The sequence below is a fragment of the Nocardia sp. NPDC041819 genome, assembly GCF_055590505.1.
Map to the genome: position 1 here is coordinate 592,121 of NZ_JBVJAP010000003.1, position 23,470 is coordinate 615,590.

Genomic DNA, 23,470 nt, shown 5'->3' on the forward strand with positions numbered 1-23,470 from the left:
GTGAGATATTCCCCGCTCAGCGAAGCGGCGTTTCAGCAGGTAGCGGTTCGGGGCGCGGTCGAACGGATCCACTCACGGTAGGGCCCAGCTCTCGAACCCGGTGTCCCCCGCGGGAATCAGGGCGTGGCGCCCTGCGCTGGGGGTAACGCGTGGATGGCGAGGACGGCGGTATCGTCCTCCACTCCGGATCCGAAGGAGGCGAGCAGTTCTCGGATGGCCTCGACGCCGCCGGAGGCCGTGACCGGGGCCAGCGCGCGAGCGAATTCGATGAGTGCTCGGTCGCTGTAGCGACCGCCGTTCGCCGTCGTGCGGGCCTCGGTGAGCCCGTCGGTGTAGAGAATCAGGGTGTCGCCGACCTCGAGCCGGACTTTCCTGGTGACGATCTGGGCGTTTCGGATCGCCCCGATGAGCTGACCGCCCCAGGTATGCATTTCCTCCACGCCCCCGTCGGAGCGCAAGAGCAGGGCCGGCGGGTGCCCGCCCCCGGCCAGGGTGATGTCGCAACCCCCGCGCTGGGGTGTGGGTTCGATCAGGCCGAAGATGATCGTGCAGAACCGTGGGCTGTGGCCGTGGGACCGCTCGGTGAGGGTGGTGTTGAGCATGTCGAGCACGGCGGCCGGATCGCGGGTGTAGGCGGTGGCGGTGCGCAGCGTGTAGCGGGCCTGGGAAGTGAGGGCCGCGGCAGGAGCGCCTTTGCCGCAGACATCGCCCAGGAACATTCCCCAGCTGCCGCCGGTGATCGGGAACAGATCGTAGAAGTCGCCGCCGACCTCGTCGGCGGAGGCGATGTGGTAGTACGCGGCGACCTCGAGGCCGGGAACATCGGGTAGTTCGGGTGGTAGCAGTGTGGTCTGCAAAGTGGTGTTCAGACGCTGGAGGCGTTCGCGCTCCTGCTCGGCTTCTCGTCGTGCCCGTAGCAGCTCGGTCTCGTAGGCGCGGCGCTCGCGGGCATCGAAGACGGTGGTGCGAATCAGAAGCGGTTGCCCCTGGCTGCCGGTCTTGACCTGCGAGCTGACCAGCACGGGTAGTCGGCGGCCGTCGGTGGTCTTCATCTCCAGGGCGATCCCGCGAATCTTCCCCTGCATGCGCAGCAGGGGAGCGAAATGGGTCTCGTGATAGAGGCGGCCACCCACGGTGAGCAGGTCGGAGAAGTGCTTCCGGCCGACCAGTTCGTCTCGCCGCCAGCCCAGCCAGTCGAGCAGCGTCGCATTCACCTTGGCGATGCGACCGTCCAGCGAGGTGGAGAGGTATCCGCAGGGCGCGTTCTCGTACAGGTCCTCGGCGCTGTCCTCGAGCAACGCGGCGAACGCCGCGTCGTCATCCGTCCCTGCTCCGAGAGCACTGCGACAGTCTCGGTCGCCCGCGGCGCTCGTCATCCGGTCTCGGCGGCGAAGGCGGCTATGGCATCGGCGGTCTCCGCCGGAGCACTGAGCTGGGGGCAGTGGCCGGTTGCCGTCAGCGTGACCAGTCTGCTGCCCCGAATCCGCTCGTGGACGAAGGCCCCGACCTCGAGTGGGGCGATAGCGTCATCGGAGCATTGCAGGATCAGAGTGGGTACCTCCACCGCATCGAGATCGGCCCGGTTGTCGGCGAGGAACGTGACGCGAGCGAAGACACGGGCGATTTCCGGGTCGGTGCGGCAGAAACTGTTGGTGAGTTCCTCGGCGAGCTCCGGCCGATCGGGGTTGCCCATGATGACCGGCGCCATCGCACCCGACCAACCCAGATAGTTCGCATCGAGCGCCTCCAGGAGTTCGTCGATGTCGGCGGCATCGAAGCCGCCCCGATACCCGGTGGCCGGATCATCGATGAAGCACGGCGAAGGAGCCACCAGCACCAGGCCGGCGAACGCCGCGGGCTCGCGGGCGGCGGCGAGCACTCCCATCGTCGCACTCACCGAGTGCCCGACGAAGATCACCGGCCCCAGATCGAGTTCGCGAAGCAGCGCGAGCACATCCTCGACGTACCCGTCCATGCTGGAATAACGCTGAGGGCTCCAGGCCGACAGGTCCGAGCGGCCCGCACCCACGTGATCGAACAGTACGACGGTGAAATCCCGCTCCAGAACCGGCACGACCAGCCGCCACATGTGCTGGTCGCAACCGAAGCCGTGGGCGAGCACGACCACCGGCGCGCCGGTCTTGCCGCTGACGGTCACATGGTTCCTGCTCAGCACCTTCACATAAACACCTTCGCAGAAAACTCGTGCGAACGCCCACCGCCGGTCGTTCTGCCTGGCTGGAGGGAAGACGGCTTTCGATAGAGGTCAGGTCTGGGATAGCCGGCGCCCCCGGCCACCCCAGACCCAACACCTCTCAGTGTGCGAAGAACGCATCCTCGGACGGCTTCGATTTGCAGGGGTTTGCGCGTTGAAAAAGCCGTGCCGATTCAGCCGGGATGAACTGCGTTCTCACCGCGCGGGAGTTTCCGGCGGAAGCCCGGACGGTCGCTGCGTTCGAGTCGCGTTCGCGGCAGGCGCCTCTCCGGTGAGGCGGCCGGTCCGGCTCATCCCGAGGAACATCGAGCCCAGGCCGAGCAGCACAGCGATTGCGCCGGCGACCACGTTGTTCCAGATCGTCGACGTGGTGTCGACGTCGCCGCTGACCACCCAGGGAGCCAGGATCGTCCAGAGGCCGAGCAGGGGCGCGGCCCAGACGATGCCATGGGTCCGGCCGTAAACCGAGGCGAATCCGAAGGCCAGCATCGCCAGGGCGATGCCGACGACGAGGTTGTTGACGGTCAACGTCGAGAACCCGTTGAACCCCACGACCCAGGGGGAGATCGCGATATAGAGCCCGGTCAGGAACATCAGGCCGGTGACCGCTTGGGCGTCGGGCGCCTCAGAGGCGCGCTCGTACTTCTCCCGCAACTCCACGATGTCGGGATGCCGACTCATCATGGTTTCACTACTCATACTCTCCACCACCCTTCAGACGTAGTGGCGAATCGAAGCTCTCCCGAGCCGGGCGACCGCGACCGATCCAGGAACGCGGCCCGTCCTGATCGCCGCTCACTCATATATCATTCTGTGATAATATCACCCCATGATGGATGAGTCGATGCCATCGCCGGTCCCGCCCGAGTCTCAGCACCTCAGCGATCAGGAATACTCGCGGCTGCTGGCGTTCCGGGCCGGGCTTCGCCGGCTCTTGCGGTGGAGTGAGCGCCGGGCGGCCGAAGTAGGGCTCACCGATACGCAGCACCAACTGCTGCTGGCGATCCGGGGGCATTCCGCCCCGGGCGGGCCGACCATCGGAGAGATCGCCGGCTACTTGTCCACCCGCCACCACAGCGTGGTGCAACTGATCGATCGCACCGAGCAACTCGGCCTCGTCGCCCGCAAGCGAGGGCAGGGCAACGACCGCCGCGTCGTCCACCTCACCCTGACCGAGGCGGGCAAGGAAATCCTGGCCCTGCTCAGCGCCACACATCTGGAAGAACTCCAGCGACTGACCCCACTCCTCGGCACCCTCGACGACCTACCCGCCGTGCCGCAGGCAGGATGAGCCTGCCGGACCCACCCGCAACCGAGACGCGGTAGGCGAGACGGCCACCGCCCCAGTCGGTGCGCGGACGGGCCGTAACCGGTGTTCAGCGCAGAGTGAGTGGGATCTCGGAATCGACGCGGGTCAGTTTCTGCGGGTTGCGGACGTAATAGAGGCCGGCGATACGGGTGTCCTCGACACGCATCGCGATGACGCCGTCGAGTTCTCCGTCCATGTACAGAGCCAATGCGGGACTGCCGTTGACCGTGGTCGCCTCGACGGTGAGCGCGACGTCGTTCCTGGTGAGCCCACCGACGATGAACCGGGCCACCTTCCCCGCACCGATGACCGGACGCGGTGTGGCCTGCTTGATGCCGCCTCCGTCGCTGATCGCCACGACGTCGGGGGCCAGTACGTCCAGCAGGCCGCGCAGGTCTCTGGTCTCGAGCGCGCGCCGGAACGCGGCGGCAGCCGCTTCGGCCTCTCGCGCGGTGACCGAGCGGCGCGGACGGCGGGCTTCGACGTGTCGGCGGGCGCGGTGGGCGAGCTGGTGGACGGCGGCGGGAGTCTTGTCGACCGCGGCCGCGATTTCGTCGTAGCCCATCCCGAATGCTTCGCGCAGCACGAACACCGCGCGTTCGGTCGGGGTCAACGTCTCCAGCACGAGCATCAGCGCCATCGAGACGCTTTCGGCGAGTTCTACATCGGCGGCCACATCCGGCGTGGTGAGCAGTGGCTCGGGCAACCAGGAACCCACGTAAGCCTCCCTGCGGCGTTTCATCGACCGCAGCCGGTTGAGCGCCTGACGGGTGGTGATCCGAACCAGATAGGCACGGGCGTCGTCGACCTGCGCCGCGTCGACCGCCACCCAACGCAACCACGTCTCCTGGAGGACGTCGTCGGCATCGGCCGCCGATCCGAGCATCTCGTAGGCGACGGTGAAGAGCAGCTTGCGGTGGGCGACGAACGTTTCCGTCGCCTCGACCGTGGAGTGGTCGCGACCCGCTCCCGGACCGTCGACCCGCCGCGACTCGCCAGGTTCATTTGCTGTGTCCATCCAGTCCTCTCCTTCCGTCCGTCGGGGGCCGTGCGACGCCGGTTGTCGCTGCCGCGTGCGGCAGCGCCCGCGATCAGGGGGGCTGCCGCACATCGTGCGGTCGAAGTCACCGGCGGGTTCGGCTAGGCGACCGGTGCCGCGGTGACGCTACGCCGGGCCTCCAGCAGAGCCGGCCTGTGCTTGCCGTCCTTGAACCAGGAGTGCGACCCGGGCTTACGCGCCTCGTTCACCAGGTGTTCGACGCTGGAGGCGCAGGAGAACTCCTTGAGCTTCTTGCCCACCGGGCCGCTGAAGTAGAGCCGCAGCGCGGTGTCGTCCTTGTGCGCCAGCTGGAAGATCCCGGCGCCGCGGCCGAAGCTGATGCACATCGCGGGGAACGACAGGTCGATCGGCGCCGGCCGGTCACCCGCGATGCGGTGCAGCACGGTGTCCGCGGCATGGGCGCCGAGGCAACCCGCGGCGTAGGCGCTCATCCGGAACGGCAGATCCGACGGTGCCGCCGAATCGCCCGCCGCGACGATGCGCTCGTCGTCGACGCTGGTGAGGGTCTCGTCGGTGAGCAGACGCCCGGCGCTATCGGTGCTCAGCCCGCTGCGGGCGGCCAGATCCGGAACACCGAAGCCCGCGGTCCAGATGGTGACCCGGCTCGCCAACGTGCGGCCGTCGGCGAGTTCCACGGCCTCCCGCGTCACCGCGGCGACTGCCGAGTCCGGGCCTTCCAGCACGCTGACCCCCAGCTTGGCGAGATACTTACGGGCTGTGCGCCGAGCCTTCGGATGCAGATACGGGCCGAGGATCCCGCCGCTGACCAACGTGACGGCGCGCCCCCGCTCCGCCAGCTCGGCGGCGGTCTCGATGCCGGTCGGGCCGCCCCCCACGACCGTCACCGCAGCCGCCATGGGCGTGTCGAAGAGCGCCGATCGCAACCGCTGCGCCGCCTCCAGAGTCGCGACCGGGTAGGCGAACTCTGCCGCCCCCGGCACCCGTGGGCCCGCACTGCCGCTGCCCACCGCGTAGATCAGGTAGTCGTAGCGGATCTCGTCGCCCTCCGCCATCGTCACCCGGCGCGCGGCCGCGTCGATTCCGGTCACGCTGTCGACGACCAGCCGCACGCCCTCGGCGAGGACTTCGGCATAGTCGACGACCGCATCGTGGGTTCCGCCCACCAGTTGGTGCAGACGCAGCCGCGGGACGAAGAGTGGGCGGGGATTGATCACGGTCACCGCGATGTCGTCACGCTGCGTGAGACGGTTCGCCGCCATCACACCTGCATATCCGCCGCCGATCACGACCGCATGGATGTTCTTGCTCATGGTGTCTCCTTCGCTCCGAGAGGCTCGGGAACAAGACACCGCCGGAGCGCACATCCTGACACGTTGTGATGCAGGTCACTTGACAATCGGCCGAGAACCTCGGGATTTGGCATGCCGCTGCGGAACCAAGCGTGGCAACGCTCTCGTCACCGCCGCTCAGCTGTCGAGGACAGAGGTGGTCGGCGTGGCGAAGTCGGCGTTTCGCGAGGACACTGAGGTCGTAGCGCCCACCTCGTCCCCAGGAGCACATGATGCCAACCAACGGACCTTTCGGCATCGATCCGGAAGATTTCGAACGCGCACTGCGTGGGGCGGGAACCGAACTCCGCGACCTGCTCGGGAAAGCCGGCGTATACCTCGACCGTGTAGACCACGCGAGCCTCGGTTCGCTGGCGTCGCTGTTCGGGCAGTTCGTCCAGCCGGAACGGCCACGTCCACCGGAACCCGAGGGCGAGATCACCGGTGAGACGGGCAGCGGGGTATGGGCGATCTACAGCATCGACGACACCGGCGAGGCCAGGATCGACCAGGTCTTCCCCAGCGAGCTCGAGGCCTTACGCGCACATCGCGACAACACCGATGACCGCCGTCGAGTGCGGTTTCTCCCCTACGGGGTTCCGGCAAGCGTGTTGGACGCACCCTGACGCGCGGACTCGCTCCATGAGTCGGGGTCGGCCGGTATCGCTTCCAGTTACACGGTGTCGTGCGACAACCTCGGGCTTGCAGTGGCGGCAGTCGCAGACCTGAATGCGTCGCTACAGGGCCACCCGCGCGAGGTGTGGAGGCATGGAGACGCGACCGAGAACACCTAGTCTCCCCAGCGCGGAAACAGCCGTTGACCTGGCTTTCTTTGAGCCGCCTGGGGGAATCGAACCCCCGACCTTTTCATTACGAGTGAAGCGCTCTACCGACTGAGCTAAGGCGGCGTGCCTTTCGGCCAAGCGAGTCTATCCTTTCGCGGCCCGATCGCGAAAACAGGTGGTCACGGTCACTGCGCGCGGGCCGCGATGAGGGCAGCGGCCATGGCGGCGAGGGCGAAACGGGGTTTGACGTTCAGGTCGAGCGCGGTACGGCAGGCGAGCACGGCCTCGATGGACTTCAGCAGGCCTTCTGGACGCACGCGCTCGGCCAAGTCGTGGATCTCGTCGGACAGATCCGGGTGGGTGAGCGCGATGCCGGAGCCGAGCCGGGTGGCGCCGAATCGGACGGCCAGCGCGTCCCGGTAGACGCCCGCCACGTCGATCAGAGCGCGATCGAGTGCGTCGCGGCCGGTGCGGGTCGCGCGGGACTTCTGCCGCCGCTCCAAGTCCTTCAGCACGCCGGCGGAGCCGCGAGTCGCGCTCGCCGCGCCCTTGCCGGTGCCGCCCGCGCCCATCGCGGTCGCGAGTTCCTCGCGCTCGCGGTCGTCCCGGGTCGCGCTCATCTGTTTGGCCTCGTCGTCGGCCGCGCGCACCAGCTCGTCGGCGGCGGCGTAGGCCGCGCCGGGCTTCCCGGATGCGGTGACCAAGGCCAGAGCGCGTCGGCGGCGGGCTCGCGCCTCTTCGTCGGTGGCGAGCCTACGGGCACGGCCGACATGGCCGCCGCTGATGGAGGCGGCCCAGTTCGCGGTCTTCTCGTCGAGGTTGTCGCGTTCCCGCAGCACCCGCGCGATGGCGGGCACCGATGGCGTCACCAGGTGCACGTGCCGACAGCGGGAGCGCAGCGTGATCGAGATGTCCTCGGGGTCGACCGAAGGGGCGCAGAGCAGGAACACCGTCCGTTCCGGCGGCTCCTCGACGACCTTGAGCAACACGTTTCCCGCCGCCTCGGTCAATCGGTCGGCATCCTCGATGACCACCACCTGCCAGCGCCCGGTACTCGGCCTGCGCGAGGCCACCTGCACGATCTCGCGCATCTCTTTGGTGCTGATGCTCAGGCCCTCGGGCACCACCCGGCGCACATCGCCGTGCGTGCCCGCCATGGTCGTGGTGCAGGCGTGACACCTGCCGCACCCGGGTGTCCCCGAGTCGGTGCACTGCAACGCCGCCGCGAAGCACAGCGCCGCGACGGATCTGCCCGAGCCGGGCGGGCCGGTGAACAACCACGAATGCGTCATCGCGCCTTCGACCGCTCCCCCGCGCGCGGCTACGGCGGCAGCCGTCAACTCGGACTCGACCGCCTCCTGGCCGACCAATCGATCGAAGACTCCCGCCACGCCGTACACCCTATCGGCCCCTCCCGACAGTTTCGGGCCGATACCGCAGCGCTCTCACCGCCAACCGCGACGCGCACTTCACCGCACACCCGGCCCCTCCCGACAGTTTCAGGCCGACGCGCCCACCGTCGCGGTGGATCGAAACGTCGCGCCGCCCGGACCGGCCGCTGAGGCACTCATGTCGCCCGAAGATTTCGCGCACCAGGTGATGCACGGGAGGACACCTTCGGGACCCAGCATCACCGAGATCTCACGGCGGCCACGGCAAATCGGCCGTACTCGACAGCCCTGCCCGAGGCTAGGAGGCGCGCTGGTGCGTGCTGTTCGCCCCGTCCAGCGCCTCGCGGATGATGTCGGCGTGGCCCGAGTGATGCGCGATCTCCCGCAGGATGTGCAGCACCGTGTAGCGCACCGACCACCAGATGCGCTCCGGAGTCCACGGCGTCGTCGGAGTGGGGATCGAGGTGTCGAGGCTGTCCACCGAGCGGATCAGCTCGGCCGTCGCCGCGGCAACCTCGTCCCAGGTGGCCAGCAGGCCTGCCACGGTCTCCTCGGGTGCCATCACGTACTCGGCGCCGAACTGCGAGACATCCAGTTCCGCGTTCTCGTCCCGCCGCACGAGCACCGACGTCCAGTGCCGTTCGCAGCTGACCAGGTGGTGCAACAGCCCGCCCAGGGTCAGCTCGCTCACCGTGGTTCGCTTCCGCGCCTGCTCGTCGTCGATGCCACGCAGGGTGATGCGGAAGAGTTCGCGCTGGTCGGCGAGCATCGCGATCAGATCCTCGCGCTCCTGTTCGGTACTCATGGCGCTCAGGCTACGGCTATCGCCGCGCAGCGAGAACTCACGACTTCCCGACGCCGGTCTTCTTCGCCACCGTCTTCTGCGCCGCGGTCTTCTTGGCCACCGTCTTCGTAGTGGTCGCCTTCTTGGCGGCGGTCTTCTTGGCCGCGGTCTTCTTGGCGGGAGCCTTCTTCGCAGCGGCCTTCTTGGCGGTCTTCTTCACCGGCCCGCGAGCCCGCCGGTCGGCGAGCAGTTCCATGGCCCGCTCCGGGGTGATCGACTCGATCTCGTCGCCCTTGCGCAGCGTCGCGTTGGTCTCGCCGTCGGTGACGTACGGACCGAAGCGGCCGTCCTTGATCACCATCGGCTTGCCGCTGGCCGAGTCGTTGCCGAGTTCACGCAGCGGGGCGGCGCTGGACGCCTGCCGCCCACGGCGTTTCGGCTCCGCGTAGATCTTCAGCGCCTCCTCCAGCGTGACGGTGAAGATCTGATCCTCGGTGTTCAGCGAACGCGAGTCGGTGCCCTTCTTCAGGTACGGCCCGTAGCGCCCGTTCTGCGCGGTGATCTCCTCACCGCTCGCCGGGTCGGTACCGACCACACGCGGCAGCGACAGCAGCTTCAGCGCATCATCGAGCGTGATGGTGGCCAGGTCCATGGACTTGAAGAGCGAGCCCGTGCGCGGCTTCGGCGCGGCGGCCTTCTTCGCGGTCTTCTTGGCGGGTTCCTGCCCCTGATCGACCTGCGGTTCGGGCAGGACCTCGGTGACATACGGGCCGAAACGCCCTTCCTTGGCGACGATTTCGTGCCCCGACTCGGGATCGACGCCGAGCGAACGACCCTCCTGCGGCGTCGAGAACAGCTTCTCGGCGACTTCGGGGGTCAACTCGTCCGGCGGAAGATCATCCGGCAGATTGGCCCGCTGCGACACCGGATTACCCTCGGGGTCATCGGGATCGGCGACCATCCGCTCCAAATACGGCCCGTACTTGCCGACCCGGACCACGACATCGCGTCCGTCGGCATCGCTGAACAGCTTGATGGAGTTGATCTCGCGCGCGTCGATGTCGTCGAGCCGCTCCCCGACCATCTTCTTCAGACCGCCGGACCGCGCGACCGACCCTTCCACACCGTGATCGCCGCCGAAGTAGAAGCTGGACAACCAGTTTCCGCGCTGCTCGCGTCCACCGGCGATGGCGTCGAGATCGTCCTCCATGGCGGCGGTGAAGTCGAAATCGACCAGTCGGCCGAAATGTTCCTCCAGCAAGCCGATCACGGCGAAAGCCACCCACGACGGCACCAGCGCGCTACCGCGCTTGTAGACGTAGCCGCGGTCGAGAATCGTCTTGATGATCGACGAATACGTCGACGGGCGGCCGATGCCGAGCTCTTCGAGCGTCTTGATCAGCGACGCCTCGGTGTAGCGCGCGGGCGGGTTGGTGCTGTGCCCATCGGGATTCAGCTCGACCGCCGTCACCGCCTGGCCTTCGTCCAGCGCGGGCAGCCTGGACTCGGCGTCGTCGGACTGGCCGCCCGCCTCCTCGTCGACGCTCTCCACATAGGCCTTCAGGAAGCCGGGGAAGGTGATGGTGCGGCCCGAAGCGGAGAACACGCACTCCTCGCCGGTGCCCGCGACGCCGGTGATGCGCAGCGTCAGCGTGGTGCCCCTGGCGTCGGCCATCTGGGAGGCGACCGTGCGCTGCCAGATGAGTTCGTAGAGCCGGAACTCGTCGTTGTCCAACCGCGCGTGCAATTGACCGGGCGTGGCGAACGTGTCGCCCGCCGGACGGATCGCCTCGTGCGCCTCCTGCGCGTTCTTCACCTTACGGGTGTACTGCCGTGCGGTCGGGTGCACGAACTCCGAGCCGTAGAGCTGGGTGGCCTGCGCACGGGCCGCGGCTATGGCCGACTCCGACAGCGTCGTGGAGTCGGTACGCATGTAGGTGATGTAGCCGTTCTCGTACAACCGCTGCGCCACCCGCATGGTCCGCTCGGAGGTGAAACGAAGTTTGCGTCCCGCCTCCTGTTGCAGCGTCGAGGTCATGAACGGCGGATAGGGCTTGCGCGTGTACGGCTTGGCCTCCGCCGAGGAGACCACCAGGTCGGCGCCGTCCAGCGCCTCGGCCAGCCGCCGCGCGTAGCCCTCGTCCAGGACGACGACGCCGCTCGCGGCCTTGAGCTGCCCGTCCGATCCGAAATCGCGCCCCGTGGCGACCCGCGCGCCGTCGACGGTGACCAGACGGGCGCCGAAGGTCCTCGGATTGGTGGCGTCGCTCTCCTCGCCGTTGCCCGCGTCCAGCTTGGCGGCGATGTCCCAGTATTCGGCGGAACGGAACGACATCCGCTCGCGTTCGCGCTGCACGATCACCCGGGTGGCCACCGACTGCACGCGGCCCGCCGACAGCCGCGGCATGACCTTCTTCCACAGCACGGGGCTGACCTCGTAGCCGTAGAGCCGGTCCAGGATGCGGCGGGTCTCCTGCGCGTCCACCAGATCGTTGTCGAGGTCACGGGTGTCAGCGGCGGCGGCCTGGATGGCGGGTTCGGTGATCTCGTGGAACACCATCCGCCGGACCGGCACCTTGGGTTTGAGCGTTTCCAGCAGGTGCCAGGCGATCGCCTCGCCCTCGCGGTCGGGGTCGGTGGCCAGGTAGAGCTCGTCCGCGTCCTTCAGCAGGCTCTTGAGCTCGGTGACCTTGGCCTTCTTATCCGGGCTGACGACGTAGATGGGTTCGAAGTCGTTGTCCACATCCACGCCGAGGCGCGCCCATGACTGGCCCTTGTACTTGGCCGGGACATCCGCCGCACCGCGCGGCAGATCCCGGATATGACCGACCGACGCCTCGACCGTGTAGTTACGACCCAGGTACGGCGCGATCTTGCGGGCCTTGGTCGGGGACTCGACGATCACGAGACGACGCAGGGCACGGCCCTGGTCGGCTGCACCGCGGTCTCGTGTTGCCACCGGCGAATACACCTTTCCTGATCGACCCGCGCTGCGTAGTTTCCGCTGTGCGCGGCTTGGGGTGAGCGGCTGCGACGGCTGAACGTCGCACCAGACACGTTTATACCGTGACGCCGCGTGTGGTCGAGTGCTTCCGACTCGAACCACTGAGCGTACGCCCGCCAGTTCGAATCAGTATGCCTGCCGTTTCGCCACACCTGCGCCGCGGCATGCTCGGCGGACCGATCCGCCGGCGCACACGGGCCGTGACTACCCCAGATATAGCTCGTCCCTCACCCCGTTGCCGGTGGTGAGGGACGAGCTGTGGATCCTCGCGCCGCTCAGCTGAGCGCACGCACTCCGGTGGCCTGCGGGCCCTTGGTGCCCTGGCCGACCTCGAACTCGACCTTCTGGTTCTCCTCGAGGGTGCGGAAACCCGAACCCTGGATCTCGGAGTAGTGGACGAAGACGTCAGCGGAGCCGTCCTCCGGCGCGATGAAGCCGAACCCCTTCTCCGCGTTGAACCACTTCACAGTTCCCTGTGCCATTCTGTTCCTTCTCTTTTCTTACCGGAACGGCGGACAACTGGGTTCGTCCACCGGGTCCGTTCCGACCGCTGTACTGTTGGTTCCCCCTGCAGGAAAGCACCAAGCACACCGTTCGCAACATCGATCCTGCTGACGGTTTGGACTTTGGATCCGTCCCTCGAACACAGAAGCTTGCGACCAGGAACCAGTGAACCATGTCTTCGGGCAATTCAACAGTCGAGTTACCGACAATTTGCAAAAAAGTTGATCTTGCGAATGCGCAGGTGAGGGACACAATGGTGGAATCCGGACTTGGGGTTCGTTTGCTTGGTGATAACCGAGTCGACGTTCAGCAAAGAAGCTGTGACCCAGGTCGCTATTGGGTATCGAAATGGCAGGTAGGGGTTGCCGGACGCACACGTTTCACACTTCCGGCGCGTGTGGCGGGGTTCGCGTCGTGAATCAGCCGTACTCAGCGCTCCGCGGACGGCCTCCCTCAGGGCTCAGCTACGGGGCATCGTTGCTGAATCGTGTCCTAACGGGGGTGCCGGACAGCGATCCTCGGCTGACGCATGTGGTCGAGTTGCCCGCGCGGGCCGCGGCACACTCCGCGTGGCCCGCCTGGGCATCACCGGATGTGGTTGCGGCATTACGCGACACGGGCCTCGACGCGCCGTGGCGCCATCAGGTGGAGACGGCGGATACGGCGTTCCATGGACAGCACGTGGTGGTGAGTACCGGGACCGCCTCGGGCAAATCGCTCGGTTACCAGCTTCCGGTGCTCACGGCGCTGCAAGCCGATCCCAAGGCCACCGCGCTGTATCTGTCGCCGACGAAGGCGCTCGGCGCCGATCAACTGCGCGCGATCGGCGCGCTCACGCACGAAGGTCCGTTGCGTGATATCCATCCGGCCACCTACGACGGCGATACACCTGCCGAGATCCGCCAGTGGGTACGCGCCAACGCGCGGTGGATCTTCACCAATCCGGACATGCTCCACCTGGGCATACTGCGATCCCACCAGCGCTGGGCGCGCGTACTGCGCAGGCTGCGTTATGTAGTGGTCGACGAATGCCACGCCTATCGAGGTGTTTTCGGCTCGCATGTCGCGCTGGTGCTGCGCAGGCTGCGGCGGATCGCCGCACGATACGGCGCGGACCCCGTGTTCGTGCTCTGCTCGGCGACCTCGGCCGAACCGGCGGCGGCCGCGTCGCGCCTGATCGGCGCGCCGTGCACCGCGGTCACCGCGGACGGATCACCGCAGGGGCCACGGACCGTCGCGCTCTGGGAACCGCCCTTGCTCACCGCGTTCACCGGCGAGAACGGTGCTCCGGTGCGCAGACCCGCCACCGCGGAAGCGGCGCGGATCATGGCTGATCTGGTGGCCGAAGGCGCTCGGACGTTGACCTTCGTCCGCTCGCGCCGAGCCGCCGAGCTCACCGCGATGGAGGCCAGAAGACTGCTGGCCGAGATCGATCCGGACTTGGCCGCGCGCGTGGCGTCCTACCGCGCGGGATATCTCGCGGAGGACCGGCGTGATCTGGAAGCGGCCTTGTCGGACGGATCGCTACTGGCCGCCGCGACGACCAACGCCTTGGAACTCGGCGTCGATATCGCGGGGTTGGACGCGGTGGTCATCTCCGGTTTTCCCGGAACGGTCGCGTCGTTCTGGCAGCAGGCCGGACGGGCCGGGCGACGCGCTCAGGGATCGCTCGTGCTGCTCGTGGCGCGGGACGACCCGTTGGACACCTACCTGGTCCACCACCCGGAAGCACTGTTGGACAAGCCGGTCGAGGCCACCATCACCGATCCGCGCAATCCCTACGTGCTGGGACCGCAGCTGCTGTGTGCCGCGCTCGAGCTGCCGCTCACCGACGCCGAGGTGGACGAACTCGGCGCAGGTGAGGTCCTTGCCGAGTTGGCGGCGAAAGGGTTGATCAGGCGGCGCGGGACCGAGGATCGCGCGCGCTGGTACGTGACCGCGGAGACGCAACCGCACGACGCGGTGGATGTCCGGGGCGGCATCGGCGCACCGGTAGCCATCGTGGACGGCGAAACCGGCAGGCTGCTCGGCACCGCGGATGCGGGACGGGCGCGGGCCACGCTGCATCCCGGCGCCGTTCACCTGCACCAGGGCGAGACCTACGTGGTCGACGAGCTGGATCTCGACGACGGCGTGGCCTTCGTGCACGCCGCCGAGCCCGGCTGGACCACCAGCGCGCGTCAGGTGACCTCGATCGCCATCGATGCGGTGACCGACCGCCGCTCCCACGGTCACGTGACGGCCGGGCTGGCGGGGGTGCGGGTTACCAGTCAGGTGATCGGCTACCTGCGCACGCTGGTCACCGGTGAAGTGCTCGACTTGGTCGAACTCGATCTACCGCCGCAGACACTGCCCACCAGGGCGGTTATGTACACGGTGACACCGGAGCTGCTGGCGCTGGCCGGAATCGAACCCCAGGACGTGCCGGGAGCGCTGCACGCGGCCGAGCATGCGGCAATCGGGCTGTTGCCCCTGGTCGCGACCTGCGACCGGTGGGACATCGGCGGCGTCTCCACCGCCGAGCATCCGGACACCGGGCTGCCGACCGTCTTCGTCTACGACGGCCAGGCCGGCGGAGCCGGGTTCGCCGAGCGCGGCTTCGCCCAGCTGCGGCAGTGGCTTTCGGCCACCCTGTCGGCCATCGAGTCGTGCGGCTGCGCGGCCGGCTGTCCGTCCTGCGTCCAATCACCCAAGTGCGGCAACGGGAACCACCCGCTGGACAAGGCGGCAGCGGCACGCCTGCTCACCGCCGTGCTGACCGAACTGTCCGCCGGCGCGGGGCGTCGGACGATTCGTGACGACGCAGAGTCGGACGCGTGACCAATTGTCGACCTTGCCAGCGCGCACGCTGGGAAGACTGGGAGACCTCCCAGTGGAATGGCACCGCTTCACCCTCGGCGAATAAAAAGGATTAGTTTCATGTTAACTAGAGTATTGCCACTGGCTCCATTGCCGACATGCGCATTCATCGGTATTTGATATCCGGACCCGCGCGGGGAATTCCACGGGACCCACTTTTAACCCGCCAGTAGAATTACCGATTTCCGCTACTGGACGCGACGCAAGGGCGACCGTGTATCGAACTCGTCAGCCTTCAACCGGGCCGGCCCGCGCACTCGCTCGAACGACGCGATCGCCATACAGACCTATTGGTACATTCCTTTCCACAGCGACCGTGAGGTCCCACTCCGCAACCGCACAGACGCGGATTCGTGTCCCCATCCGCCGCGCCGCCTCGTCCGCCTCCGCGCATGCGGCTTCGATGCCGGCCACCAACGCGCCCGCCCCGGCGAGCGCCGCCGAATCGGCGGCTGCCTGCGCCCGATGCCGCTCCACCACCACGGTGCCCACCTGGGCAATCAAGAGCGTCACACCGATCAGCCCTGCGAGCGCCAGGCAGGTGAAGACTGTGGCCAACCCGTCCTCCCTGGATGCGCGGCGTGAACTCCGCGCCACGATTGCCTCCCGCCAGGCCGGCCCGGCCACGCCGCCGTCGAGCGGATGGGCGTGGAGCCATGCCGCAGAGCCCATACGGTGTGCGAGTCGGTCGCTGGTCTGGACGTGCTTTTCGGGGTCGCTCAGGTCGCCCATGTCATACCCTCTGTCGATGTCGGGGGTTCGCCGCACCCGTCCTCCGATTGCCGCAGCGTGACGGGTCGCGCAGGCAGTCGGTCGCCGGCAGGCGCGCCGGATGCGTCGCACCTGTTCTCGAGTACGGCAACCTGCCTCGGCGCGCGTTCGGCGGCATCGAACGCGCAGCACCCGACCTACGGTCGGCCCTTCGGAGCAGGACGGCATGGACCGGTGTGGCCTCATCGATCCGGGCCCGCCGAGCCGCAGGGTGAGAGGCCTTCCACGGTCGGCGCGCCCGCTCGGACGTCCGCCGACCAGTCGTGCCGCACTGACAACCCTCGTGATGCGCAGCCGCTGCCCATGTGGAAGCACGCCGTGGGTACCCCTTTCATTTCGCGACCCCGGGTTCGAGCGTCGCGACCGCTTCCGCGCGGAGGGTGAGCAGCGGTAACAGCGGAGTTCCTGCGGAGACCACGGCTATGGCACGAGTGCCCTCGATGCGCAGTGCGATGTCGGCCGAGGGCGGGGCGATGCGCTCGGCCGCCGGGCGAGCGTTGGCATGATCGCCTCGCGCGACGAGGCGGGCCGCCTCGCGGGCGGCGTCGACACAGCGGACCTGCGTCGACGCCGCCAGTAGAGCCCCGAGGCAGAGCACGACGGCCGCCATGAGCGCGGTCAATGCGAGCGCTGCCTCGACCGTCACCGCTCCCCGATCGTCGCGCGGTCCCGGCGCGTCACGGCATCGTTCGGCAGCGGCGACGCCTACACCGACGTGTTGAGCGCCCGGTCGATGATCTTCGTCAGCGCATTCACGATGCTGTCGCCGGTCACCACGCCGTAGAGCACGGCGCCGAATGCCGCCGCCGCGATCGTGCCGATCGCGTACTCCGCCGTGCTCATGCCGTCCTCCGCGACCACCGCCCGTAGCACTCGCACCCGCAAGCCCATATATACAGCCCTCATCCTCTGGCCAACGGACCTCACGACCCCCTGGATACGCACCCGATTCCTCCTTTCCGGCCCGTGCGGCCGCTCCGCACGGGCACGCTTGTTCCGAAGCAGTCCGCGGCATGTGCCCCCGTCTCGGAACCACCTCGCCGCCGCCGATCCGCACACCCGGATCAGGCGAACGCTCGCCTCGCGAAATGCCCGGCGGCGCCACCTCGCCCCGCCGAACCGCCGACCACGCCGACGCACCGCCGCACCGTGCTCCGCCGAACCCGTCACACGTCCGAGCCGACACTGTCGGGTCGCGAGGCCACGGCACGTCGCGGAATGCCAGCAATCCGCTCACACCCCGTCTGCTGTCACACCCACGCACCGCCGCGACCTGAACCGCCGAACCCGTCCGAAAGCACCGCGTGCTTCGAGCCGGTCTCGTGGAAGGCAAAGCCACGGGATGCCGCAGGATTACAACAGTCCGCCGTCGAGCACTCGTCCTGCCAAGCCGATGACCACCGGCACTATGCCGAGGCAAACGAAGGCCGGGAGGAAGCACAGACCCAACGGCCCGCCGATCAGGACACCCGCGCGCTCCGCCTTCGCAGCTGCCGTGTCTTCGACCGCGGACCTCTGCTGCTCGGCCAGTTCCAGCACCGCGGCCGCCAGAGATGACCCGGAGCGTGCCGAGCGGCGCGCCATCCGGGCCAGTGACTCGATCTCCTCGGCCCCGGGACGCCCATTCGCGTCGCGCGCCACCTGTTCCCAGACCGTGGCCGCGTCGGCCCCCAATGCGAGCAGGTCCGCAGCGCGTCGCAATGCTTCGCCGAGCGCTTCGGGCGCCTCCGGCGCCACCGCCCGCGCCGCGCCTGCCATGGGCAGCCCGGCCCGCAGGCAGGCGGCCAGCAGATCGAGAACCGAGGCGACGGCCAGCGGATCCATCCCCTTGTTCGCTCGGCGCGACGACTCGGTCGGCCCGTGGTGGACTCGGCCGAGGACGGGTAGCCGCCGGCTTACGGCGACCCGCCCCGGGACCAGGGCGAGTGCTACCGCCACCAGCAATAACGGCAGCGCTGCATTCGGGGTGAACGCCATCATCAGCCTCCTTTACCTGCCCTGTGGTGCGAGAACCGCAGATATGACCTGCCGCCGAGCCGCACGGCGACACACCGAACATCACAGACGTGCCAGCGGGCCCGCCACACTTCGAGCGACAACCACGGACACGACCCCTCATCAGGCCATACGGCGGCACACCGAACGCCACAGACCTTCCAGCGCACCCCACAACCCTCGAGCAAGAACCACGGACACGACTCGTCGCGTGGCTGCACGGCGGCGTAGCACGCGTCACCGGCGTGCCGGAACCCCCGGGACGGTCGGCGCGAGGATCACGGGTACGAACTGCTGGCAGGACACCCGGTGACATGCGGCGCTCAGCCGACCTGTCGACGCCGCCGACACACTCGCCGATGAGATCGGCCCGCGGTCGCGGTAATGGGCGGGCACTACGGACCGGGCGGTGGCTTCGTGCGGCCGTACCGCTCGCGGTTATGGCAGAAACAGCCGCTGGCACCGACGGCCCTACGAACCTCCACATCTCGCCGACGGATTTCCACGCATCGCGTATCGATGCCGACATCGAAAGCGCGAGGTCGGCCTGGGTATTCGGCCGCTCACGGCCGACCGTCGTAAGCGTCTTCATAACAGCACCTTTCGCGTGATCACATCGGTCCACAGCAGGCCCGCGCAGGCCAGTCCCGCGCCGAGCGGAAGCAGCACCGTCCCTGCGGACGAGGCGAAGAGGACGTGCAGCGGCGCTGCGCCCATCATTTGGCCGAGGGCGATGCCGAGAAGCGGCAGGCAGGCGAGGACCGCGGCAGTGGCGCGCGCACCGGCCAGCGCTGCTGTGGTGCGCCCGTGGAATCGAAGGCGGCCCGCGAGATCCGTTCGGGCTGCCGACAGCAACTCGGCCAGCGCCAAGCCGTGCCGCTCGGCCACCTGCCAAGCGCCCGCGACCCGGGAAAGTTCCTCGGTGATCAAGGAATCCGGTTTGCGCAGACCCTCCGCCGCCGAGCCACCGAGCCGACTGCGTGCGGCGCCGATGGCAAACGCGCGTGCCGATTCGCCTCGCACCTCACGCGCGGCGGTCTCGGCGGCGGCGCTCGGGTGCGCCCCCACCCGCAATTCGGCGATCACGGCCTCCAAAGCGTCGAGCAGATGTCCTTGCTCGGCACTCCTGCGCCGGTCCCGCGCCGCCCGGCGGGCACGCAACCCGACCGTTCCGCTGACCAGGCCGGCCGCGAGGAAAGGACCAGGGCCGAAGACGAGGAGCACAACCACCACGCCTGCGCTCGCAACTGCGCGAAACAGCCTTTCGCGCTCCGGCATCCGATACTCGGCCCGCGCGGTCGACAACCGCTCGAACCGGCGGCGCGACCGCGGCGCCGGGACCACGGTCAACGCCAGCGCGAGGCACAAGAGCGCGCCGCTCATCGGTCGAGCCGTTCGGCGAGCAGGCTGGACAGGTCCGTGGCGGCGGGAGCCGCATCCGTGTCGTGCCAGGCGGGCGTGATCCGCACGTGTCCCTCGCCGCTACGGTGCACGAGGCCGATCTCGCGTAAGCCGCGCGAGCCGTCGGTTCGACGGTGCACGTGCAGGACGACCTGCACCGCGGCGGCGAGTTGACTGTGCAAGGCCGCTCGATCCATTCCGCCCAAGGCGGCGAGAGCTTCCAAGCGGGCCGGGACTTCGCGCGGCGAGTTGGCGTGCACGGTGCCCGCTCCTCCGTCGTGACCGGTGTTCAACGCGGTCAGCAGGTCGACCACCTCGGCTCCCCTGACCTCGCCGACCACGATCCGGTCCGGCCGCATGCGCAGCGCTTGGCGGACCAGGTCGCGCACGGTGATCTCACCGACGCCCTCCACGTTCGCGGTCCTGGCGACCAGCCGGACCACGTGCGGATGCGGTGGCGCGAGTTCCGCCGCATCCTCGACGCAGACGATCCGCTCGGATGGGTCCACCGTGGCGAGCAGGCCGGACAGCAGCGTCGTCTTTCCTGTGCCGGTGCCACCGACCACGAGGAATGCCAGCCTCGCCCGGACGATTCGTTTCAGCAGGATCTTCGCGTCGGCGGGCACCGCGCCCGCCGACGCGAGCGCGTCGAGTCCCTGAGTAGCGGGACGAAGAACGCGCAGCGACAGACAGGTGCCCCCGTGCGCGACCGGCGCGAGCACCGCGTGCAAGCGGACACCGAAGGAATCCCCCAGTGCCGCGCCGGTTCCCGTCAGCCGACCGTCCACCCATGGTTGTGCGTCGTCGAGCCGTCGCCCGGCCGACAGTGCCAGGCGCTGCGCCAGCCGCCGTACCGCGGCCTCGTCGGAGAACGTGATCGAAGTCCGCTCCAGGCCGTGCCCGCGATCGATCCACACCGCGTCGGGACCTGTCACCAAGACGTCCGCGACGTGCGGATCGTGCAGCAGCGTTTCGAGTACGCCCGCGCCGGTCAGCTCCGTCTGCAACAACCGCAGGGCGCGCAGCAGATCGGTGTCCCCCAGCACCCCGCCCGCTTCGGCGCGGATCGCGGCGGCGACCTGCGCCGGATCCGGATCACCGGTCTCGGTGGCCAGTCGCTCCCGCACCCGATCCAACAGCTCGGTGGTCAGTATCGCGCTCATCTTCCCCGCCTCACCTCCGCTGCCCAGGTGGCGCGCTGAGCACGCCGAGCACGGCGTCGGCGGCATCGCGTAACGGTCCGCGCCTGCGGACCGAGATCCCGCCGCGCTCCAGCCGGTGCGCCAGACCGCTCTGGGCACGGACGGCGGCGAGCAGCGGAAGATCGAGCACCTCGCAGACCTCGGACGCGCGCAGGCCACCGGGCGCCGGGCCGCGAACGATCAGGCCCTGGTTCGGGTTTCGGCGCGCGATGTGCGCGGACACCGCTTCGGCGGCGGCGACCGCCCGCAGGCGCGCCGGGACGACCAGCACCACGAGATCCGCCGAGTCGAGCATCTGGTCGGCATGCGGTCCGCGCTCACCGGAAATGTCGCAAACTACGAAATCGCCTGCGACACGGCCCGCTTCGATCACAGCGCGGACTCCGGCCGCACCGAGCTCGCGTGGCAATCGTCCCGCACCGCAGCGCCCGCAGGACAGTACCGCCAGACCGGGCGCCGCGACGGGCAGGGCGCCGTGCAACGCGGTCGCGGAGACCCGCCCGTCCTCGATCACCAGATCCGGCCAGCGCAACCCAGCCGTGTTCTCGATACCGAGCAGCAGGTCGAGGCCACCCGCGAAGGGCGCGCCGTCCACCAGCAAGGTCTCGCGCCGGAACCCTTCCGCGGCGGCGCGCAGCGCGACCGCGACGGCCAAGGTGGATGCCCCGGCCCCGCCGCCCGCCCCCGCGACGGCGACCACCACACCATCACCCGCACGTTGCTCGCCGTACTCGGCAAACATCTCGATAAGCCCCACCGCCGCGCCGGGCAGGGCGATAGCCCGCTCCGCCCCGACCGAGGCGGCGGCCTGCCAGTCGAGCAAGCCTGGCTCACCATCGGTTACCAACACCACGCCGGTCCGGCGCAGGTATCCCGCCGCGGCCGCCTCCCGCGCCGCATCGGTGTCGAGTATCACCAGCGGAGCGCCTGTCCAGGCATGCCTGCCGACCGGCTGGGTCCGCTCGTCGAGAGACCGTTCGGCGGCCGCCGCGATGCGCCGGACCTCCTCACGCAGGCGGTCGTCATCGATGAGCACGAGAGCGGGCGGCGGCCCGGTCGGCTCCGATGCTTCGAGGTTCATGCAGGTCAGCGTCGCTGAAAACGCACGGACAGAGAAGGACCGAGGTGCCGAATGTGGATAGCTTCCGGGGTGTGGACAACTTCCGAGCCGGGCGTCCTACCGCACTGCCCCTGAAATAGAGGACGGCCCCAGCCGGGGGGGGAGGAGGCTGGGGCCGTCGGGGTTCAGCCCCGGGGGGTCGGGCTGAACGCGCCTGGACCATGTCCAGGTGCCAGCAATACTACACCCAAGCCCCGCCCACAACGCAAGTCTGCCGACGGACATCTTTGCGGCCCTCGTGGCTTCGGCGTCTACGGGGCAAACTCCCCCGACGCGCCGTCCGCACGCCCGCCGCCGTTCGGAACACGCGTGCCGATCGGGCACGACCGTAGTACGTCCGCCGCCCACCTGCGGCGGATCGAAGGCAGGGAAGCCACACGACAGGCCCGGCAGACCCGATCCGCCGGTCTGCCAGGTTTCCGCACCGGGCTGCCGAGATGATGCGGCCACGCATGAGGAGCGCCATCCAGGGCCGCGTGGGACCACTCGGAACCGAGCACAACCGGCCGTCCGGAGGAAGGCGGCCCTACGCCGGCGCGCCAGGGCCGAAGAAGTCGCACACTGCGAGGAAACACCACCCGCCACCGGGTCGAGCGCGCGAGGACACCACCACGGAAACCTACGAAGTCCCCTCGGCCTGCGGCCGAAGCACCGCAGTGAGCCGCCCCGCAGCTCAGCGCCCCTCCGGAAGGAGGCGACTCCGCCGCCTATCCTGGTCACGTGGACAACTCAGCCCCTACGGGTGGACGCGTCGCGGCCTTCTTCGATCTGGACAAGACCGTCATCGCGAAGTCGAGCACGTTCGTGTTCAGCAAGCCCTTCTTCGCGCAGGGGCTGTTGAACCGCCGCGCCGTGCTGGAGAGCAGCTACGCGCACTTCCTGTTCCTGCTGTCCGGCGCCGACCACGATCAGATGGAACGCATGCGCGCCCACCTGACCAGCATGTGCGCGGGCTGGGACGTCGAACAGGTGAAATCCATTGTGGGCGAGACGCTGCACGAGCTGGTCGATCCGCTGATCTACGCGGAGGCCGCCGACTTGATCGCCGACCACAAGATCCGGGGCCACGACGTGGTGATCGTCTCGGCCTCCGGCGAGGAGATCGTCGGTCCGATCGCCGAAGCGCTCGGCGCTTCACACACCGCGGCTACCCAGATGGTCGTGGCGGACGGGAAGTACACCGGCGAGGTCGAGTTCTACTGCTACGGCGAGGGCAAGGTGGCCGCTGTCGAAAAACTCGCCGCCGGCGAGGGTTACGACCTGTCGCGCTGCTACGCCTACTCCGATTCGATCACCGATCTGCCCCTGCTCGGCGCGGTGGGGCACCCCACCGCGGTCAACCCGGATCGCAATCTGCGCCGCGAGGCCAACGCACGAGGCTGGCCGATCCTGACCTTCTCCAACCCGGTGTCGCTGTGGGCGCGCTTCCAGGCGCCGTCCTCGACGACGGTCGCGGCCACGGCCGCGGTCGGCTTGAGCGCGGTGCTGGCGGGCGCGATCAGTTACCGGATGCTGCGCCGCCGGCGCTGATATCCGAGCGCTGGAGCACCTCGGGATACCTGGTCGCCGGATGCTTGCCCAAGCATTTGCCGACTTAGCACGCGCCGCAGCGGACCAGGCATTTAACCACGAAACGCCGGGAAAAACGCCGATTATTCAATGTCTTACAATCCCTTGATGTGAGTGCAGTCACAGTGTAGAAAGGTAACTACGGAAGGGCGGAAGGCCAAGGCAGTACCGGAAGAGAAGGCACTGTCTCCCGACCATCCTTCCCAGCACGG

Annotated in this window: 20 protein-coding genes and 1 tRNA gene; 4 read left to right on the forward strand and 17 right to left on the reverse strand. The window is 68.5% G+C overall.

The window, feature by feature from the left end:
* Positions 1-116 precede the first annotated feature (116 nt).
* The 3 genes from ACZ6DL_RS14495 to ACZ6DL_RS14505 all read right to left on the reverse strand — a co-directional run bounded on the left by ACZ6DL_RS14495 (position 117) and on the right by ACZ6DL_RS14505 (position 2,914).
* A complete protein-coding gene (locus tag ACZ6DL_RS14495; RefSeq protein WP_466051248.1) occupies positions 117-1,376 on the reverse strand; it encodes a SpoIIE family protein phosphatase in 1,260 nt (419 codons plus the stop codon).
* Positions 1,373-2,182 (reverse strand): alpha/beta fold hydrolase, encoded by an 810-nt coding sequence (locus tag ACZ6DL_RS14500; protein ID WP_466051250.1) that lies wholly within the window; start codon positions 2,180-2,182, stop codon positions 1,373-1,375. The genes ACZ6DL_RS14495 and ACZ6DL_RS14500 overlap by 4 nt, the downstream gene beginning before the upstream one ends.
* A 228-nt stretch (positions 2,183-2,410) precedes the next feature.
* Positions 2,411-2,914: an SPW repeat protein gene (locus ACZ6DL_RS14505; RefSeq protein ID WP_466051252.1), complete on the reverse strand. Its 504-nt coding sequence runs from the start codon at positions 2,912-2,914 to the stop codon at positions 2,411-2,413.
* Between the two features lie 130 nt (positions 2,915-3,044).
* On the opposite strand from ACZ6DL_RS14505, the gene ACZ6DL_RS14510 reads away from it, so the two are divergent.
* Positions 3,045-3,506 carry a MarR family winged helix-turn-helix transcriptional regulator gene (locus tag ACZ6DL_RS14510; protein WP_466051254.1) on the forward strand — a complete coding sequence of 154 codons (462 nt, stop codon included), beginning with the start codon at positions 3,045-3,047 and terminating at the stop codon, positions 3,504-3,506.
* A gap of 85 nt (positions 3,507-3,591) precedes the next feature.
* On the opposite strand, the gene ACZ6DL_RS14515 is transcribed toward ACZ6DL_RS14510, so the two are convergent.
* Entirely contained in the window at positions 3,592-4,542 is a 951-nt protein-coding gene (locus ACZ6DL_RS14515) for an RNA polymerase sigma-70 factor (RefSeq protein WP_466051256.1), read from the reverse strand.
* 122 nt (positions 4,543-4,664) lie between these two features.
* Complete coding sequence (locus ACZ6DL_RS14520) at positions 4,665-5,855, reverse strand: NAD(P)/FAD-dependent oxidoreductase (protein ID WP_466051258.1); 1,191 nt, start codon at positions 5,853-5,855, stop codon at positions 4,665-4,667.
* 251 nt (positions 5,856-6,106) lie between these two features.
* Between ACZ6DL_RS14520 and ACZ6DL_RS14525 the strand changes: the two genes are divergently transcribed.
* The gene (locus ACZ6DL_RS14525) at positions 6,107-6,499 is read left to right on the forward strand and encodes a hypothetical protein (protein WP_357127682.1); all 393 of its coding nucleotides are present in this window, start codon (positions 6,107-6,109) and stop codon (positions 6,497-6,499) included.
* Between the two features lie 209 nt (positions 6,500-6,708).
* Here the strand turns inward: ACZ6DL_RS14525 and ACZ6DL_RS14530 are convergent.
* The 5 genes from ACZ6DL_RS14530 to ACZ6DL_RS14550 all read right to left on the reverse strand — a co-directional run bounded on the left by ACZ6DL_RS14530 (position 6,709) and on the right by ACZ6DL_RS14550 (position 12,319).
* Positions 6,709-6,781: transfer RNA gene (locus ACZ6DL_RS14530), tRNA-Thr, on the reverse strand.
* Positions 6,782-6,843: 62 nt separating this feature from the next.
* Complete coding sequence (locus tag ACZ6DL_RS14535; protein WP_466051260.1) at positions 6,844-8,049, reverse strand: DNA polymerase III subunit delta'; 1,206 nt, start codon at positions 8,047-8,049, stop codon at positions 6,844-6,846.
* 298 nt (positions 8,050-8,347) lie between these two features.
* Positions 8,348-8,854, reverse strand: coding sequence for a mycothiol transferase (locus ACZ6DL_RS14540; RefSeq protein ID WP_466051262.1), 507 nt, complete (start codon positions 8,852-8,854; stop codon positions 8,348-8,350).
* Positions 8,855-8,891: 37 nt separating this feature from the next.
* Positions 8,892-11,738, reverse strand: coding sequence for a type I DNA topoisomerase (gene topA / locus ACZ6DL_RS14545; protein ID WP_466051321.1), 2,847 nt, complete (start codon positions 11,736-11,738; stop codon positions 8,892-8,894).
* A gap of 374 nt (positions 11,739-12,112) precedes the next feature.
* Entirely contained in the window at positions 12,113-12,319 is a 207-nt protein-coding gene (locus tag ACZ6DL_RS14550; RefSeq protein WP_011206895.1) for a cold-shock protein, read from the reverse strand.
* 436 nt (positions 12,320-12,755) lie between these two features.
* Between ACZ6DL_RS14550 and ACZ6DL_RS14555 the strand changes: the two genes are divergently transcribed.
* On the forward strand, positions 12,756-15,161 hold the full coding sequence (locus ACZ6DL_RS14555; RefSeq protein WP_466051264.1) for a DEAD/DEAH box helicase: 2,406 nt from the start codon (positions 12,756-12,758) through the stop codon (positions 15,159-15,161).
* 267 nt (positions 15,162-15,428) lie between these two features.
* On the opposite strand, the gene ACZ6DL_RS14560 is transcribed toward ACZ6DL_RS14555, so the two are convergent.
* The 7 genes from ACZ6DL_RS14560 to ssd all read right to left on the reverse strand — a co-directional run bounded on the left by ACZ6DL_RS14560 (position 15,429) and on the right by ssd (position 21,650).
* Positions 15,429-15,932, reverse strand: a complete 504-nt coding sequence (locus ACZ6DL_RS14560; RefSeq protein WP_466051266.1) for an Rv3654c family TadE-like protein — start codon at positions 15,930-15,932, stop codon at positions 15,429-15,431.
* 370 nt (positions 15,933-16,302) lie between these two features.
* On the reverse strand, positions 16,303-16,617 hold the full coding sequence (locus tag ACZ6DL_RS14565; protein ID WP_466051268.1) for a TadE family type IV pilus minor pilin: 315 nt from the start codon (positions 16,615-16,617) through the stop codon (positions 16,303-16,305).
* A 59-nt stretch (positions 16,618-16,676) separates the two neighbouring features.
* Positions 16,677-16,877: a DUF4244 domain-containing protein gene (locus ACZ6DL_RS14570; protein ID WP_051174813.1), complete on the reverse strand. Its 201-nt coding sequence runs from the start codon at positions 16,875-16,877 to the stop codon at positions 16,677-16,679.
* A 447-nt stretch (positions 16,878-17,324) separates the two neighbouring features.
* Positions 17,325-17,948, reverse strand: coding sequence for a type II secretion system F family protein (locus tag ACZ6DL_RS14575; protein WP_466051270.1), 624 nt, complete (start codon positions 17,946-17,948; stop codon positions 17,325-17,327).
* Between the two features lie 606 nt (positions 17,949-18,554).
* The gene (locus ACZ6DL_RS14580) at positions 18,555-19,349 is read right to left on the reverse strand and encodes a type II secretion system F family protein (RefSeq protein WP_466051272.1); all 795 of its coding nucleotides are present in this window, start codon (positions 19,347-19,349) and stop codon (positions 18,555-18,557) included.
* Positions 19,346-20,530 (reverse strand): TadA family conjugal transfer-associated ATPase, encoded by a 1,185-nt coding sequence (locus ACZ6DL_RS14585; protein WP_466051274.1) that lies wholly within the window; start codon positions 20,528-20,530, stop codon positions 19,346-19,348. Before ACZ6DL_RS14585 ends, ACZ6DL_RS14580 begins: the two co-directional genes overlap by 4 nt.
* 10 nt (positions 20,531-20,540) lie before the next feature.
* Complete coding sequence (gene ssd / locus ACZ6DL_RS14590; protein ID WP_466051276.1) at positions 20,541-21,650, reverse strand: septum site-determining protein Ssd; 1,110 nt, start codon at positions 21,648-21,650, stop codon at positions 20,541-20,543.
* A gap of 759 nt (positions 21,651-22,409) precedes the next feature.
* Between ssd and ACZ6DL_RS14595 the strand changes: the two genes are divergently transcribed.
* On the forward strand, positions 22,410-23,219 hold the full coding sequence (locus ACZ6DL_RS14595) for an HAD-IB family hydrolase (RefSeq protein ID WP_466051278.1): 810 nt from the start codon (positions 22,410-22,412) through the stop codon (positions 23,217-23,219).
* Positions 23,220-23,470 lie beyond the last annotated feature (251 nt).

Coding starts and splice junctions, on each gene's coding strand:
- ACZ6DL_RS14570 (WP_051174813.1), bottom strand. CDS start 16,877: ATGAGGGCTGTATATATGGGCTTGCGGGTGCGAGTGCTACGGGCGGTG.
- ACZ6DL_RS14585 (WP_466051274.1), bottom strand. CDS start 20,530: ATGAGCGCGATACTGACCACCGAGCTGTTGGATCGGGTGCGGGAGCGA.
- ACZ6DL_RS14520 (WP_466051258.1), bottom strand. CDS start 5,855: ATGAGCAAGAACATCCATGCGGTCGTGATCGGCGGCGGATATGCAGGT.
- ACZ6DL_RS14550 (WP_011206895.1), bottom strand. CDS start 12,319: ATGGCACAGGGAACTGTGAAGTGGTTCAACGCGGAGAAGGGGTTCGGC.
- ACZ6DL_RS14510 (WP_466051254.1), top strand. CDS start 3,045: ATGATGGATGAGTCGATGCCATCGCCGGTCCCGCCCGAGTCTCAGCAC.
- ACZ6DL_RS14515 (WP_466051256.1), bottom strand. CDS start 4,542: ATGGACACAGCAAATGAACCTGGCGAGTCGCGGCGGGTCGACGGTCCG.
- ssd (WP_466051276.1), bottom strand. CDS start 21,650: ATGAACCTCGAAGCATCGGAGCCGACCGGGCCGCCGCCCGCTCTCGTG.
- ACZ6DL_RS14505 (WP_466051252.1), bottom strand. CDS start 2,914: ATGAGTAGTGAAACCATGATGAGTCGGCATCCCGACATCGTGGAGTTG.
- ACZ6DL_RS14560 (WP_466051266.1), bottom strand. CDS start 15,932: ATGGGCGACCTGAGCGACCCCGAAAAGCACGTCCAGACCAGCGACCGA.
- ACZ6DL_RS14580 (WP_466051272.1), bottom strand. CDS start 19,349: ATGAGCGGCGCGCTCTTGTGCCTCGCGCTGGCGTTGACCGTGGTCCCG.
- ACZ6DL_RS14540 (WP_466051262.1), bottom strand. CDS start 8,854: ATGAGTACCGAACAGGAGCGCGAGGATCTGATCGCGATGCTCGCCGAC.
- ACZ6DL_RS14495 (WP_466051248.1), bottom strand. CDS start 1,376: ATGACGAGCGCCGCGGGCGACCGAGACTGTCGCAGTGCTCTCGGAGCA.
- ACZ6DL_RS14575 (WP_466051270.1), bottom strand. CDS start 17,948: ATGGCGTTCACCCCGAATGCAGCGCTGCCGTTATTGCTGGTGGCGGTA.
- ACZ6DL_RS14525 (WP_357127682.1), top strand. CDS start 6,107: ATGCCAACCAACGGACCTTTCGGCATCGATCCGGAAGATTTCGAACGC.